At 64.3% G+C, this 13,736-nt stretch carries 15 protein-coding genes; 7 read left to right on the top strand and 8 right to left on the bottom strand.

Translation table 11 applies throughout. The annotated features are described in order from the left end of the window. Positions 1-51: 51 nt before the first annotated feature. Entirely contained in the window at positions 52-1,185 is a 1,134-nt protein-coding gene (gene odc2 / locus GGR23_RS00865; RefSeq protein ID WP_183364220.1) for an ornithine/lysine decarboxylase, read from the bottom strand. Between the two features lie 527 nt (positions 1,186-1,712). Here odc2 and GGR23_RS00860 point away from each other — a divergent pair. The 3 genes from GGR23_RS00860 to GGR23_RS00850 are packed head-to-tail and all read left to right on the top strand — an operon-like array spanning position 1,713 to position 4,375. Next, positions 1,713-2,627, top strand: coding sequence for a LysR family transcriptional regulator (locus GGR23_RS00860; RefSeq protein WP_183364219.1), 915 nt, complete (start codon positions 1,713-1,715; stop codon positions 2,625-2,627). 60 nt (positions 2,628-2,687) lie between these two features. After that, entirely contained in the window at positions 2,688-3,329 is a 642-nt protein-coding gene (locus GGR23_RS00855) for a DUF1007 family protein (RefSeq protein WP_183364218.1), read from the top strand. Next, positions 3,323-4,375: a nickel/cobalt transporter gene (locus tag GGR23_RS00850; protein ID WP_183364217.1), complete on the top strand. Its 1,053-nt coding sequence runs from the start codon at positions 3,323-3,325 to the stop codon at positions 4,373-4,375. Before GGR23_RS00855 ends, GGR23_RS00850 begins: the two co-directional genes overlap by 7 nt. A gap of 9 nt (positions 4,376-4,384) precedes the next feature. Here the strand turns inward: GGR23_RS00850 and GGR23_RS00845 are convergent, their stop codons facing one another. The 4 genes from GGR23_RS00845 to GGR23_RS00830 form a co-directional block, all read right to left on the bottom strand. Beyond that, positions 4,385-4,588: a hypothetical protein gene (locus tag GGR23_RS00845; RefSeq protein WP_183364216.1), complete on the bottom strand. Its 204-nt coding sequence runs from the start codon at positions 4,586-4,588 to the stop codon at positions 4,385-4,387. Continuing rightward, complete coding sequence (locus tag GGR23_RS00840) at positions 4,585-5,280, bottom strand: GNAT family N-acetyltransferase (RefSeq protein ID WP_183364215.1); 696 nt, start codon at positions 5,278-5,280, stop codon at positions 4,585-4,587. The genes GGR23_RS00845 and GGR23_RS00840 overlap by 4 nt, the downstream gene beginning before the upstream one ends. Before the next feature lie 84 nt (positions 5,281-5,364). Further along, positions 5,365-6,066 carry a tellurite resistance TerB family protein gene (locus GGR23_RS00835; RefSeq protein ID WP_183364214.1) on the bottom strand — a complete coding sequence of 234 codons (702 nt, stop codon included), beginning with the start codon at positions 6,064-6,066 and terminating at the stop codon, positions 5,365-5,367. Between the two features lie 96 nt (positions 6,067-6,162). After that, the gene (locus GGR23_RS00830; RefSeq protein WP_183364213.1) at positions 6,163-6,801 is read right to left on the bottom strand and encodes a 2-dehydro-3-deoxy-phosphogluconate aldolase; all 639 of its coding nucleotides are present in this window, start codon (positions 6,799-6,801) and stop codon (positions 6,163-6,165) included. Between the two features lie 170 nt (positions 6,802-6,971). Here GGR23_RS00830 and GGR23_RS00825 point away from each other — a divergent pair, with 170 nt between their 5' ends. The 4 genes from GGR23_RS00825 to trhO all read left to right on the top strand — a co-directional run bounded on the left by GGR23_RS00825 (position 6,972) and on the right by trhO (position 9,611). Next, on the top strand, positions 6,972-7,667 hold the full coding sequence (locus GGR23_RS00825) for an HTH domain-containing protein (protein ID WP_183364212.1): 696 nt from the start codon (positions 6,972-6,974) through the stop codon (positions 7,665-7,667). Between the two features lie 84 nt (positions 7,668-7,751). Next, positions 7,752-8,117 carry a VOC family protein gene (locus GGR23_RS00820; protein ID WP_183364211.1) on the top strand — a complete coding sequence of 122 codons (366 nt, stop codon included), beginning with the start codon at positions 7,752-7,754 and terminating at the stop codon, positions 8,115-8,117. A gap of 3 nt (positions 8,118-8,120) precedes the next feature. Then, a complete protein-coding gene (locus GGR23_RS00815) occupies positions 8,121-8,597 on the top strand; it encodes an EVE domain-containing protein (RefSeq protein WP_183364210.1) in 477 nt (158 codons plus the stop codon). 69 nt (positions 8,598-8,666) lie between these two features. Next, the gene (gene trhO / locus GGR23_RS00810; protein WP_183364209.1) at positions 8,667-9,611 is read left to right on the top strand and encodes an oxygen-dependent tRNA uridine(34) hydroxylase TrhO; all 945 of its coding nucleotides are present in this window, start codon (positions 8,667-8,669) and stop codon (positions 9,609-9,611) included. A gap of 160 nt (positions 9,612-9,771) precedes the next feature. Here trhO and xylA read toward each other — a convergent pair whose 3' ends face one another. Genes xylA through GGR23_RS00795 form a run of 3 tightly spaced genes read right to left on the bottom strand, consistent with a single transcriptional unit; the run spans position 9,772 to position 13,621 of the window. After that, complete coding sequence (gene xylA, locus GGR23_RS00805; RefSeq protein WP_183364208.1) at positions 9,772-11,082, bottom strand: xylose isomerase; 1,311 nt, start codon at positions 11,080-11,082, stop codon at positions 9,772-9,774. 31 nt (positions 11,083-11,113) lie between these two features. After that, the gene (xylB, locus tag GGR23_RS00800; protein WP_183364207.1) at positions 11,114-12,568 is read right to left on the bottom strand and encodes a xylulokinase; all 1,455 of its coding nucleotides are present in this window, start codon (positions 12,566-12,568) and stop codon (positions 11,114-11,116) included. 27 nt (positions 12,569-12,595) lie between these two features. Beyond that, on the bottom strand, positions 12,596-13,621 hold the full coding sequence (locus tag GGR23_RS00795; protein WP_183364206.1) for a LacI family DNA-binding transcriptional regulator: 1,026 nt from the start codon (positions 13,619-13,621) through the stop codon (positions 12,596-12,598). Positions 13,622-13,736 lie beyond the last annotated feature (115 nt).

The following is a 13,736-nucleotide window of genomic DNA, read 5'->3' as shown; positions in this document are numbered from 1 at the left end:
GCGATGACGATGAAGGTGAAGGCCCGCCCCGGTTCGCCGGGGCGGAAGCGATCAGATCACATAGGCCTTGAGCGGCTCGAAGCCGTTGAAGGCGACTGCGGAATAGGTCGTGGTGTAGGCACCCGTACCTTCGATCAGGACCTCGTCGCCGATGGTCAGCGACAGCGGCAGCGGATACATGTTCTTCTCGTAGAGCACGTCGGCGCTGTCGCAGGTCGGGCCGGCAATGACGCAGGGCTCCATCTCGCCGCCGTCATGCACGGTGCGGATCGGATAGCGGATCGCCTCGTCCATGGTTTCTGCGAGACCGCCGAACTTGCCGATGTCGAGGAAGACCCAGCGTGCATCGTCATTGTCCGACTTGCGCGAGATCAGCACCACTTCCGCCTTGATCACGCCGGCATTGCCGACCATGCCGCGGCCCGGCTCGATGATGGTGTGCGGGATGTGGTTGCCGAAGTGCTTGCGCAGTGCGGCATAGATCGCCTTGCCGTAGGCCTCGGCGGACGGGATGTCCTTGAGGTAACGGGTCGGGAAACCGCCGCCCATGTTAACCATCTGCAGGTGGATGCCCTGCTTGGAAAGCTGCGAGAACACCCGCTTGGCGTCGGCGAGCGCCGAATCCCAGGCGTCGACCTGCGTCATCTGCGAGCCGACGTGGAAGGATACGCCATAGGACTCCAGCCCCAGCTGATGGGCGTAGACGAGCACGTCGACGGCCATCTGCGGCACACAGCCGAACTTGCGCGAGAGCGGCCATTCGGCGCCTTCGCCCGAGGTCAGCACGCGGCAGAACACGCGGGCGCCGGGAGCGGCACGGGCAACCTTTTCCACTTCCTCATGGGCATCGACCGCAAAGAGGTTCACGCCGAGCGCATGGGCGCGGGCAATGTCCCGCTCCTTCTTGATGGTGTTGCCGAAGGAGATGCGGTCGGCGGTCGCGCCGGCATCGAGCGCCATCTGGATCTCGGCCACGGAGGCGCAATCGAAGCTCGAGCCCTGGGAGGCGAGCAGCGACAGGATTTCCGGAGCCGGGTTTGCCTTGACGGCATAGTAGATCGCGCTGTCCGGCATGGCATGGCGGAAGGCATGGTAGTTGTTCTTAACCACGTCGAGGTCGACCACGAGGCAGGGACCTTCGGGACGTCGGTTCTTGATGAAGTCGATGATGCGTGCAGTGGTCATGGTCATCCCTTTCAACGGTCAGATCTTCGGGAAAACCCGAAGGACAAAGGGCATACGCGTGCACGCTATGGAACCAGCCGGTGGAGACCCCGGAACCAAGCATGCGCATGTATGCGCGATTGGTGGAACGACGCCTGCCAGGGCGTGCATTCCGCTTTGTCTGCCTTGGATTGGGGGGATGAACCCGACCGCACTTCCGGCAATGAGGGTGTGCCTCTACAGTAACCCCGGCTGATGGAAAGCCGGCAGACACCAGAAAGGCCCGCACCGTCGTTGCTTCAAGATGTCCTCGCATTTCCCGGTTGGCCGGAATAGCGACTGGAGGGGTTAATTCCAGGTACCTTACCGATTTCCTCACCTTATCGAGGGTTCGGCGGACACCCACAGGCACGTGCGACTTTGGGCAAGAGGGGAGATAAGGATTCTGCCCGTCATAATCAAGCGGAATTTTAACCCCCTCGCGAATTTTATGATTGAACGATCGGGCTTCATTGTTCACTTTTGCAGCGAACAGGAGACTGCCGCCGATGGACACCCTCACCCGCATCCGCGCCTTCATCGATGTCGTTGAAGCGGAAGGCTTTTCCGCCGCGTCCCGCAAGGTCGGACGCTCGAAGGCGTTGCTGTCGAAATATGTCCGCGAGCTGGAGGACGAGATCGGCGCACTGCTGATCAACCGCACCACACGGCAGTTTTCGCTGACGGAGGCCGGCCACACCTATTACCGCACCGCGGCCGATATCCTGAAGGAGATCGACAATCTCGCGGACCTCGTCCGGGAAAACAACCAGGACCTCAAGGGCCGTCTGCGCATCTCCGCCCCCCGCACCTTCATGGACGCGGAAATCGGCCAGTCTCTGGTGGATTTCGCCAAGGCCTATCCGGATCTCAGCCTCGAGATCGTCGGCGAAGACCGCTTCGTCGACCTGATCGAGGAGGGCTTCGATGTCGCGGTGCGAATCACCAAGCTCGAGGATTCCGGGCTGATTGCGCGCAAGCTCACGGATTTTCAGGTCTACATCTGCGCCACACCCGCCTTCATCGCGGAGAACGGGCCGCTCTCCTCCCCTTCCGAGCTGAGCAGCCTGCCCTTCATCATCGATACCAATTCCCGCTCGCACAATGCGCTGCGGCTGCAGGCGCCCGATGGAGCCCCGTTCTCGATCCCCATCTCCGGGCGAATCGAGGTGAACAGCCCGAGTGCCAGCCTTCGCGCCGCACTGGCCGGGCTGGGGGTTGCGGTGGTGCCGAATTTCATTGCCCGCAATCACATGGATTCCGGCGCGCTCGTTCCGCTTTTCGACGAGTACATACCGAAGGACCGGGGGATCTACGCCATCTACCCGCACCGCCGCTACCTGCCCGCCAAGGTTCGCATCTTCGTCGACTTCCTGCACAACTGGTTCCGCAAGAGCGAGCAATGCCAGCCCTTCCGGCAGTGACTTTCCGCAAATTCGCCCCAGTCGGGTGCGAGTGATTCGCCAGCACCCCGGGGGAACCGCATGAGACGCACGATCCTGTTCACCGCAGTGGCACTGACCGGCATGCCGGGCCTGGCGCTGGCGCATCCGCACATCTTTGCAGAAGCCCGCCTCGAGGTGGTGGCCGACGACAAGGGCTTTGTGAGCGAACTGCGCAATGTCTGGCGCTTCGACGATGTCTTTTCGTCCAGCGTGGTGATGGATTTCGACAAGAACGGCAACGCGACCCTTGATCAGGACGAGCTGGACGAGGTGGGCCAGACCGTCCGCACCTCGCTCGGGGATTACAGCTACTACACCAACCTGTCTTCGGACGGTAAGCCGGTGAAGGTGAAGGCGCCCGACGTCATTCATGTGAATTATCAGGACGGCCAGCTGCTGATGTTCTTTGCCGTCACCCCCGAGGCACCGATGCAGCTCAAGGGCAAGCTTTCCTTCGGCGTTTACGATCCGACCCTCTACACGTCCATCGATTTTGCCAGGGACGAGGACATGGCAACCGTCGGCGACAGCTTCAAGGCCTGCCAGCGGGCCGTGGTGCGCCCCGATGCGGACGAAGTCCTGAAACAGAACCAGGCGAACCTGACCCAGGCCTTCTTCAACGATCCGACCGGCACGAACATGTCGAAGCTCTTTGCCACCCGCCTGGAGGTGACATGCTGAACCGCCTGAACCGCCACGCGAGGATCCTCCTGCCGGCCGTGCTCGTTGTGCTTTGCGCAGCCGGGCTCGCCCATGCGCAATCTCCCCTCGGGATCGGCACGGCGGAACCCTCGATGCCGGCGACGGGCCTCTTCGGTCCGCTCCTCTTCAAGATCAATGCCTATCAGCAGGAATTCTACCGGGCACTGACGGGTGCGCTGAAGGCCATGCGGGAAGATCCTGCAAAACTATCCGTTCTCGTCGGCCTCTCCTTCGCCTATGGCATCTTCCATGCGGCAGGCCCGGGCCACGGCAAGGCCGTCATTTCCTCCTACATGGTGGCAAACGAGGTGGAGCTGAAGCGTGGCATCTTCATTTCCTTCGCCTCGGCCTTCCTGCAGGGCCTGACGGCCATCCTCACCGTGGGCGCTGCCTGGCTGGTGCTGCGCGGCACGGGCATTTCCATGACCGAAGCGACGACGGCGCTCGAACGGGCAAGCTTCGCGATGATTGCGCTCTTCGGCGCCTGGCTTCTCGTGCGCAAGCTCCGGGCGCTGTTCCCGGCGCGGCAGGCGGCCACGCAGATGCTCTTTGCCGGGGCCGGCAGCGAGCCGCATGTCCACGGTCCCGATTGCCGGCATGGCTTCGGCGATTTCGCCCCGGCAGGGTCTGCGCCGCAGGGCTTCGTCTGCGAATCCTGCGGCCATGCCCATCTGCCGGATCCCTCGGCCTTGCGGTCGGGCCGTTTCGGCCTCAGCGAGGCCTGGTCGGCGATCATCGCCGTGGGTCTGCGCCCCTGCTCCGGCGCGCTCCTTGTCCTCAGCTTTTCCATGCTGAACGGGCTGATGCTGGGGGGCGTGCTCTCGGTTGTCGCCATGTCGCTCGGGACGGCCATCACCGTGGCCCTGCTGGCAACGCTGGCCGTGCTGGCAAAGGGTCTTGCCCTGCGCATTGCGGGTGCCGAAAGCTCCGCTGGCCGCATTGTCGGTCACGTGGCCGAAATCGGCGGCGCGCTTTTCGTGCTGATCATGGGCCTGCTGCTGCTCGGCGCATCGCTGCAGGCCTAGAGGCGGAAATCACTTCCGCCGCTGATAGCGGCCTCTCAGCCAGAAAATGCCGAAGAAGGCCAGGACGGATGCGGCGCCGAAGATGCCGGCGAGGATCGGCGAGAATTCCCCGATACACAGCATGATCTTCGGCATGGCATAGAAGAGAAGCCCGGCCCCGAGGAGAATGACCGCCGCAGCAATGGCATTGGAACGGTTGCTGCCTTCGCTCATGCGCCTGCCTTTTCCTGAATTTCGGCCCGAACGGCCTCAAGGGTTTTCTTCTGGCTTCCGTCCGCATTGAAGTTCTCGGGAGAAAGCCAGGCCGCGAACGCCTTGCCGATAACGGGCCAGTCCTTGTCGATGATCGCGTACCAGGCCGTGTCGCGATTGCCGCCCTTCGACAGCATGTGCTGGCGGAAGACGCCCTCGAAGGTGAAGCCGTAACGGCGGGCCGAGGCATGGCTCGGCTTGTTGTCGTTGTTGCACTTCCATTCGTAGCGGCGGTAGCCGAGATCCTCGAAGACGTGGCGCGCCATCAGATAATGGGCTTCCGTGGCAAGCGGGGTGCGTGCCATGGCCGGCCCGTGGCAGACGCCGCCCACCTCGACGACACCGTTGGCGGGATCCGCCCGCATGTAGTTCGCCATGCCGACGACATTTCCGGTTGCGTTGTCGCGGAACACTTCCGCGACCCAGCCACCCTTGGTCTGGCAGGCGGTCAGCCAGTCGTCGAAATCCTCGATCCCGGCAAAATCGGGCTGGGTGAAATACTGCATCAGGCGATTGACCTCGAGGCCGCCGAAGGCGTCCCACAGCGCCTTCAGATGCCTGTCGCGGTCATAGCCTTCCACGGTGACGAAACGGCCCTTCAGCGTCACGCCCTGCGGCGGCGGACAGGGTTTCCAGTTCTTCAGGTCTTGCATCGCATGCCCCCCGGTGTTCCTCGTTTTCCCGATCTCTCACCGGGCGCGGCTGATTGGCAAGTCAATTTCCCTGATGGATCGGCATCAGGCGTTTGCGGTGGCAACGGTCGCCTCGATATGGCGCACCAGATCGTCCGGCAGTCCCAGCCGGCCGGCGAGCATGTCGAGATAGCCGCGCTCTGCCCGCGTCTCGGGATTGATGGTCAGCCGGGAGGCCGTGTAGAGCTCGACCTTCTGCTCCTCGGTCACGGCAAGCGCAACGAGCTGGTCGAGATCGAGGGGGCGCTTCAGCTCATCGGCGATGAAGCCCTCCGCCTCCTGGCCGAGGCCGGACAGGCGGATCTTGTCGAGGATCATGGCACGCTCGGCATCGTCGATCTGGCCGTCGGCACGGGCAGCGGCAATCATCGCCCGCACGAGCACAAGCGCAAAATCGGCAGAATTGGCCGGCGAACTGGGGGAGAAACCGGAATCGGCCGGCGGCGGCACGAGTACCGGCCCCGGGGCAGGCGCATTGTCCTGCTCGGGGGCGCTTCCCGCCTTCCAGTTGCGATAGGCCTGATAGCCGAGGCCGGCAATGGCCGCGAGGCCGCCGAGCTTCAGCACCTCCCCCGTCAGGCGGCGCCCGAAGCCCGTTCCGAGCAGCACGGCCGCGACAGCACCGGTTGCCAGCGGGTTTTCCTGCGCGAGCTTCGTCAGATCGGTCGCCTTGTCCTTGACGGTCCCGTTGGTGCCGGGCACCGGCGCGCCGAGAAACTGGTCGAGAAGCTGCTTCGCATCAAACATGGTTCAGGTCTCCGTTCGCGATGGTTCGCGCAAAAGATAGGCGAGACGCAACCGAGTTACAAACGCGTGCGGAGATTTTATTGCCGCGGGCAAGGCCTATTTGCGCAGTGCAAACGCCTCTGCCGCCAGGCGCGTAATCCCGGCCCAGTCGCCCGAGGCCACCATCTCCTTCGGCGCCACCCAGGAGCCGCCGACGCAGACGACATTGGGGGCCGACAGGTAATCCGGGGCAATCTTCAGGCTGATTCCGCCGGTGGGGCAGAAGAGCGTGCCGGCAAGCGGCGAGGCGAGCGACTTCAGATAGGCGGCACCGCCCGCCTGTTCGGCGGGGAAGAACTTCAGCACCTCGTAGCCTTCGTCGCGAAGCGTCATGACTTCGCTTGCGGTTGCCGCGCCCGGAAGCAGCGGGACCTCCGATTGCCGTGCCGCCTCGATCAGCGGCCGCGTGACGCCCGGGCTCACGATGAAGGTGGAGCCGGCCTTCTCGGCAGCCTCGAAATGGGCGGGATTGAGAATGGTGCCGGCACCCGCATAGGCGCCCTCCACCTCGTCCGCCACGGCGCGGATCGCCTCAAGCGCGGCAGGCGTGCGCATGGTGATCTCGATGGCGCGCAGGCCCCCTGCCACCAGGGCCCGTGCAAGAGGCACGGCCGATCGCACGTCCTCGACGATCAGCACCGGAACCACCGGCTGCAACTTCAGGATAGAAAGGAGCTTCTCGGTTTTTCCCGGCATCTGCGCCTCCAGATTTAAAACGATTGAATTTTCGCCAGACCTACACAATCCGCGCGCCCTTGTCGAGGTGCCGCGACCGGGAAACCCGGTTTCGGCCCGCGTCTCGATTCAAGATGCACAACGCCTCGTTTTATTCTATGGTTGCTGCCATCTTTTGGCAGGAGAACACCGTGGCCCGGGCCCAGCGACTTCTCGATCTCTTGCAACTGCTGCGCAGCCACCGCTATCCGGTGGCGGGGCAGCATCTGGCCGATACGCTCGGCATATCGCTTCGCACCGTCTACCGCGACATCGCGACGCTGCAGGCACAGGGCGCCGACATCGAAGGCGAACCCGGCCTCGGCTACGTGCTGAAGCCCGGCTTCCTCTTGCCACCCCTGATGCTGACGCGGGAGGAAATCGAGGCGCTCGTGCTCGGCGCGCGCTGGGTCTCGCGCAAGACGGACGACCATCTGGCTGCTGCCGCGGGCCAGGCGCTCGCCAAGATTACCCATGTTCTTCCGGAGGATCTGCGCGATCACCTTGCCGCGACGCATCTTCTCATAGGGCCGGCCCCCGGGCCGAAGCCGGTCAAGGTCGACATTTCCCGCATCCGCAGCGCGATCCGCAACGAGGAAGTGCTGCACCTTCTCTATTCCGACGAACGCGGCAACGGCACGGAGCGCGACATCTGGCCCTTCGCGCTCGGCTTCTTCGAACAGGTGCGGGTGGTGATTGCCTGGTGCGAGCTGAGGAAGGGGTTTCGCCATTTCCGGGCGGACCGCATCGAGGCGCTGGCCGGTACGGGCCGGCGCTATCCGCGCCGGCGCCAGCAGCTGCTGAAGGAATGGCGCCAGGAAAACAGCATTCCGGAACAACCTCTGTGAGCATTTCACCCGAAATCTGATACTGACAAAAACTGTCAGTTACCTTCTGTATACCGGGTTCATCACCAAAAAGGAGCACGCGTGATGAAACTCGACATGACCATTCTCTACGTGACCGATGTGGCCGGAAGCACCGACTTCTTCCAGAAGGCGCTCGGCCTTCCGCCTGCAGAAGTTTCTCCCGGCTTCGCCCTCTTCCTCGTCCCGGGCGGCGTGAAGCTCGGCCTCTGGAAACGCGATGCGGTGAAGCCGGCCGTAAACGGTCCCGGCCTCTCTTGCGAACTGGTGCTGCATGTCGACGAAGAGCATGAGGTCGAGCGGCTCCACGACGGCTGGAAGGCCCAGGGCCTTGCCATCGTCGATCCTCCGACCCGGCGCGAGTTCGGCTATTCCTTCACCGCGGAAGGCCCGGACGGCGAGCGTCTCCGGGTCCTGAAGGCGGAGGGCTGAGGGATGGACTGGCTCGCCGTTGCCTCGGCCGATCACGTGGAGATCGGCAAACGGGGAGGCTTCATGCAGGTCTGCCACGGCAAGGGCGGGCCGCTGCGCCGCATCGGCCCGGGCGACCGGGTGGTCTACTATTCGCCCTCGCAACGCTTCGGGGTGCGGGACGGGCTGATGCAGCTCACCGCCTTCGGCACGGCCATCGGCCTTGCCCCCTATCGCCATGATATGGGCGGCGGCTTCGTGCCCTTCCGGCTCGATGTCCGCTGGACCGAGGCGCGGGCCGTGCCGATCAGGCTGCTTCTCGACCGGCTCTCGCTGACCCGCGGCAGGAGCAACTGGGCCTATCCCTTCCGCTTCGGGCTTGTTCCGCTCTGCCAGGAAGACATGGACACGATCGCGGAAGCGATGGGTGCCGGACATTCGCCGGCGGATATGCCAGCACCTCCCCGGAGGCCGGAAAGCCCGCAATTCCAGCTCTTTTGACAAAAGGCAAAGCGCAGCGCGGTGCGGAAAGCGGTTGCACCGGACGCCCCCAGGGATTATTTCCGGGGCATGACACAGACGCTTGAAAACGCCCCCGCCGCAACGGACGGCCCCTTCCTGGTGGCCGCCCTCTACCATTTCACGCCCTTTGCCCGCTTCCGCGATTTTCGCGCGCCGCTGCAGGCGACATGCGACGAAAACGGCGTGAAGGGGACGCTTCTCCTGGCCCATGAGGGCATAAACGGCACCATCGCCGGGCCGGAAGAGGGCCTGCGCAGGGTGCTTGCCTTCCTCCGCGCGCAGCCCGAGTTCCAGAACCTCGAGCACAAGGAAAGCGGCGCCGCGAAGATGCCCTTCCTGCGCATGAAGGTGCGCCTGAAGAAGGAAATCGTCACCATGGGCGTCGAGAACATCGATCCGCTCAAGGTTGTCGGCACCTATGTGGAGCCGAAAGACTGGAACGCGCTGATTTCGGACCCCGACACCATCGTCATCGACACGCGCAACGATTACGAGACGGCCATCGGCATCTTCAAGGGTGCGGTCGATCCGAACACCAAGACCTTCCGCGAATTTCCCGAATGGGTGCGCCAGAACCCCGGCCTGCACAACAAGCCGAAGCTCGCCATGTATTGCACCGGCGGCATCCGCTGCGAAAAGGCCACTGCCTTCATGAAGGAGAACGGCTTCGACGAGGTCTATCATCTCAAGGGCGGCATCCTGAAATATCTGGAGGAGGTGCCGCCGGAGGAAAGCCTCTGGGAAGGCGCCTGCTTCGTCTTCGACGAACGCGTCTCGATCACCCATGGGCTCAATCAGGGCGAGCACACGCTCTGCCACGCCTGCCGCTATCCCCTCACCCCGGAGGATCGCGCCTCGCCGCTTTTCGAAGAGGGCGTTTCCTGCCCCCATTGCCACGGCACCCGCAGTGCAGCCGATCTCGAACGCTACCGCGAGCGGCAGCGCCAGATCGCGCTCGCCAGGAAGCGCGGCGAAAGGCACATGGGCAGCTGATTTTCCTTCGCCGACAGGCTCATGTCCGGGCGAAATCACTGCCCGTGATCCCCGCCCCTGTGGCGAGGATCTGCTTTCGTTTCGCACGTCTCGGCCGTTTCGCCCGCCGTCACCAGAGGCGGATGCCCGGGACAAGCCCGAGCATAAGGCCGATGGGCCGTCAGACGTAGCGGTTGACCACGTTTTCCAGATATTCCTGGCGGCCCGAGCGCGGCTCGGGGTTGACGTTGCCGGCCTCGACCCGGGCAGCGAGTTCGTCCAGCGAGACTTCGCCGCGCAGGATCGCCTGGGCTTCCGGGCTCTCCCAACCGCTGTAACGATCCTCGAGCGGCTTCGACAGCGCGCCGTCCTCGATCATCTTCGCCGCCGCCTTCAGGCCGCGGGCGCAGCAATCCATGCCGCCGATATGGCCGATCAGCAGGTCTGCCGGATCGATCGACTGGCGGCGCAGCTTGGCATCGAAATTGGTGCCGCCCGTGGTGAAGCCGCCGCCCGAAAGGACGTGGTAATAGGCAAGCGCCATTTCCGGGACGTTGTTCGGGAACTGGTCCGTGTCCCAGCCCGACTGGTAGTCGTTGCGGTTCATGTCGATGGAGCCGAAGATGCCGAGCGCATTGGCAAGCGCCAGCTCGTGCTCGAAGGAGTGCCCGGCAAGGATCGCATGGCCCTGCTCGATATTGACCTTCACTTCCTTCTCCAGCCCGTACTCCTTGAGGAAGCCGTAGACGGTCGCGACATCGTAGTCATACTGGTGCTTGGAGGGTTCCTGCGGCTTCGGCTCGACGAGGATGGTGCCCTTGAAGCCGATCTTGTGCTTGTAGTCCACAACCATGTTCAAGAAGCGGCCGAGCTGGGAAAGCTCGCGCTTGAGATCGGTGTTGAGCAGCGTCTCGTAGCCTTCGCGACCGCCCCAGAGCACGTAGTTTTCGCCGCCGAGCTTCATGGTGGCGTCGATGCAGGTCTTCACGGTTGCAGCCGCAAAGGCGAAGACATCGGGATCCGGATTGGTGGCAGCGCCCGACATGTAGCGGCGGTTGGAGAAGAGGTTCGCCGTGCCCCAGAGGAGCTTCTTGCCGGTCTCGCCCTGCTTCTTGCCGAGGTAATCGACGATCTCCTCGAGATTGCGGGTATTCTCGCGGAAATCCTTGCCCTCGGGGCGCACGTCCGCATCGTGGAAGCAATAGAAGGGCACGCCGAGGAGGTCGTAGAATTCGAAGGCGACATCCGCCTTCATTTTCGCCGCTTCCATGCTGTCGTTGAACCAGGGGCGCTGGAAGGTCTGGCCGCCGAAGGGGTCGCCGCCCGGCCAGGTGAAGGTGTGCCAGTAGGCCACGGCAAAGCGCAGGTGATCTTCCATGCGCTTGCCCATGACGATCTCGTCGGGATTGTAATGACGGAAGGCGAGCGGATTGGTGCTCTCGGGGCCTTCATATTTCACCTTGGCGATATCGCCGAAAAAGCCGGTGCTCATGTCAGGTTCTCCTGTGGTCTGTTCTTCTGGATCAGTGTGAAAGGGTCTTCAGCGCCGGGTAGAGCGCGCGGTAGCGCTCATAGGCTGCTGCATAGGCGTCGCCATGGGCGGGATCGGGATCGATGGTCTCTTCCGTTTCCGGCGGGGTGAAGACGGCGAGCGGATCGGCCCCCGTCGCAGCAACCAGCCCGAGGCGCGCCGCTCCGAAGGCCGCGCCGAAATCGCCGTCCTGCGGGACGTCGATGGGCAGGCCGAGCGCGGTCGACATGGCTGCCAGCCAGTAGCGGGAGCGAGAGCCGCCGCCGATGGCCGTCACCCGGGAAAGCTCGGTTCCGGCCGAACGCAGGGCTTCGAGGTTGTCGCGAAGCGCGAAGGCCACCCCTTCCAGCACCGCCTGTGTCAGCACCGCGCGGGAGGATTCGTGGCCGAGACCGATGAAGGCGCCGCGGATCGCGGCATCGTTGAGCGGTGTGCGCTCACCGGCGAGATAGGGCAGGAAGGTGACGGAGGACGGGGCTTTCAGGCTGTCGCCAAGTTCCGCCGTCAGCGCGGATGCGGTTTGACCCGTCACGCCGCTGTACCAGTTGAGAGCATCGGTAGCGGAGAGGATCACGCCCATCTGGTGCCAGGTGTCGGGCAGCGCATGGCAGAAGGTATGCACCGCGCTTTCCGGCTTCGGCAGGTAGCTGGCATTGGCGGCAAAGAGCACGCCGGATGTGCCGAGGGAGACGAAGGCGCGGCCTTCGGCGACTGTTCCCATGCCGCAGGCGGAGGCGGCATTGTCCCCCGCGCCGCCGGCAATCACCACGCCGGGTGCCATGCCCCAGCGGGCGGCAAGCGCGGGCTTCAGCGTGCCCGCTGCCTGAGTGCCCTCGACGAGGCCGGGCATGTGGCTTTCGTCGAGACCGGTCGCGGCAAGCAGTTCCGCCGACCATTTGCGCCCCGCCGTATCGAGCCAGGAGGTGCCGGCGCTATCGGACATTTCGGAGAGATGTTCTCCCGTCAGCCAGAGGCGCAGGTAATCCTTCGGCAGCAGCACCTTCTTCACCTGGGCGAAAATCTCCGGCTCGTTCCTGGCGACCCAGGCGAGCTTCGGCGCGGTGAAGCCCGGAAAGACGATATTGCCGGAAATCCTGCGGAAGGCCGGATTGGCGTCGAGTTCGGCCGCTTCCTTATGGGAGCGGGTATCGTTCCACATGATGCAGGGGCGAAGAACCGCATCGTCGGCACCGATCAGCGTTGCGCCATGCATGTGGCCCGAAAGGCCAATGCCCCTGACGGCGGCGAGTTCCTGCGGATGGGCTGCCTTCAGCGCCGCCATCGCGGCCTCTGTCGCGCTCACCCATTCGGCCGGATCCTGTTCGGACCAGCCGGGATGCAGCCGGGAGAGCGAGACCGGCGCATTGGTGGATCCGACGATCCGCTGCGCATCGTCGATCAGAAGCGCCTTGACGCCCGAGGTGCCGAGATCAAGCCCGAGATACATGGCAAAAGCTCCTTGCTGGAAAAAGGGTCATGGAAGATTGTCCTTGAGGAAAATGTCGATGCGGATGCGCTCCTGCGCGGCAATGACCGGCTGGCCGTCTGCCCGGGCCTTCAGCACGCGGATCGCGCTGCGCACCTCGTGCCCCGCATCCTGGTTGAGCACCGTGTCGATCAGCCCCGTCTCGAGTGCGCCGCGGGTGTGGGGCGTGAGTTCATGGGCAATCACCCGGATCGGCCGGGCCGGTCGTCGCTCCTCGAGCGCCCGGATCAGGCCGCGATTGCCGGCGCCGAGGCTGTAGAGTCCGAGAAGCTCCGGCTCCTCGGCGAGAAGCCGCGACACCATCTGATGGACACGCTCCGGCTCGTCGCGCCCTTCCAGCGGCGAGAGCAGCGAAAGGTCTGGGTAGGGCGCGGATATCGCCGCGCGAAAGCCATCCAGGCGCTCGCGATGGTCGCGCACGTCGAGCGAGCCGACGATGATGCCGATGGCACCGCGCCGGCCGTCGAGGAAGCGTCCCATCAGCGAGCCCGCCGTGCGGCCCGCTGCCTCGTTGTCGATCCCGGCGAAGTGGCTTCTGGCGCTGTCGGGAAGGTCCGAGACGAGCGTCACCACGGGAATGCCGTCTGCGGCAAGCCGGGCAACCGCCTCGCGCACCGGTTCGGCATCGATGGCAACGACCGCGACGCCTGCCGGCTTTTCCGCGCGCGCCGCGTCGAGCGCCCGGACAAGCGCCGGAATGTCGAATGCGGGAACGGTCAGGATCGAGATCGCGGTGCGTTCCTGTGCGCCCCGCATGCCTGCGGCCGCGATTTCCCCGCGCAGTGCGGCCATGAAGGAATTGTCGTTCGCGGGAACGATGAAGACGAGCGGGTAGACCCTGCCCTTGGCAAGATTGGCGGCAGCGACATCGCGCACGAAGCCGAGCTTCTGGATCGCGGCGAGCACGCGCTCGCGCGTCGGCGCCCTGACCCCCGGACGCCCGTTCAGCACCCGGTCGACGGTCGCGAGGCTGACGCCCGCTTCACTGGCGATATCGTGGACGGTCGGCTTCATGTTTTCTCCCGCAGCCTGCTTAGCGGGATTTTTGAGGTACGTAAATCAGATTTTTCGGCAGGCATGAAAATGGCGCCTCAGGGGCGCCATCCGCTGGGTGTCGATGATGGGCAGG

It is taken from the genome of Gellertiella hungarica (genome assembly GCF_014197145.1).
Taxonomy (GTDB): Bacteria; Pseudomonadota; Alphaproteobacteria; order Rhizobiales; family Rhizobiaceae; genus Gellertiella; species Gellertiella hungarica.
The sequence above is the reverse complement of the archived record's forward strand: the minus strand, read 5'-3'. Positions and strand labels throughout refer to the sequence as shown.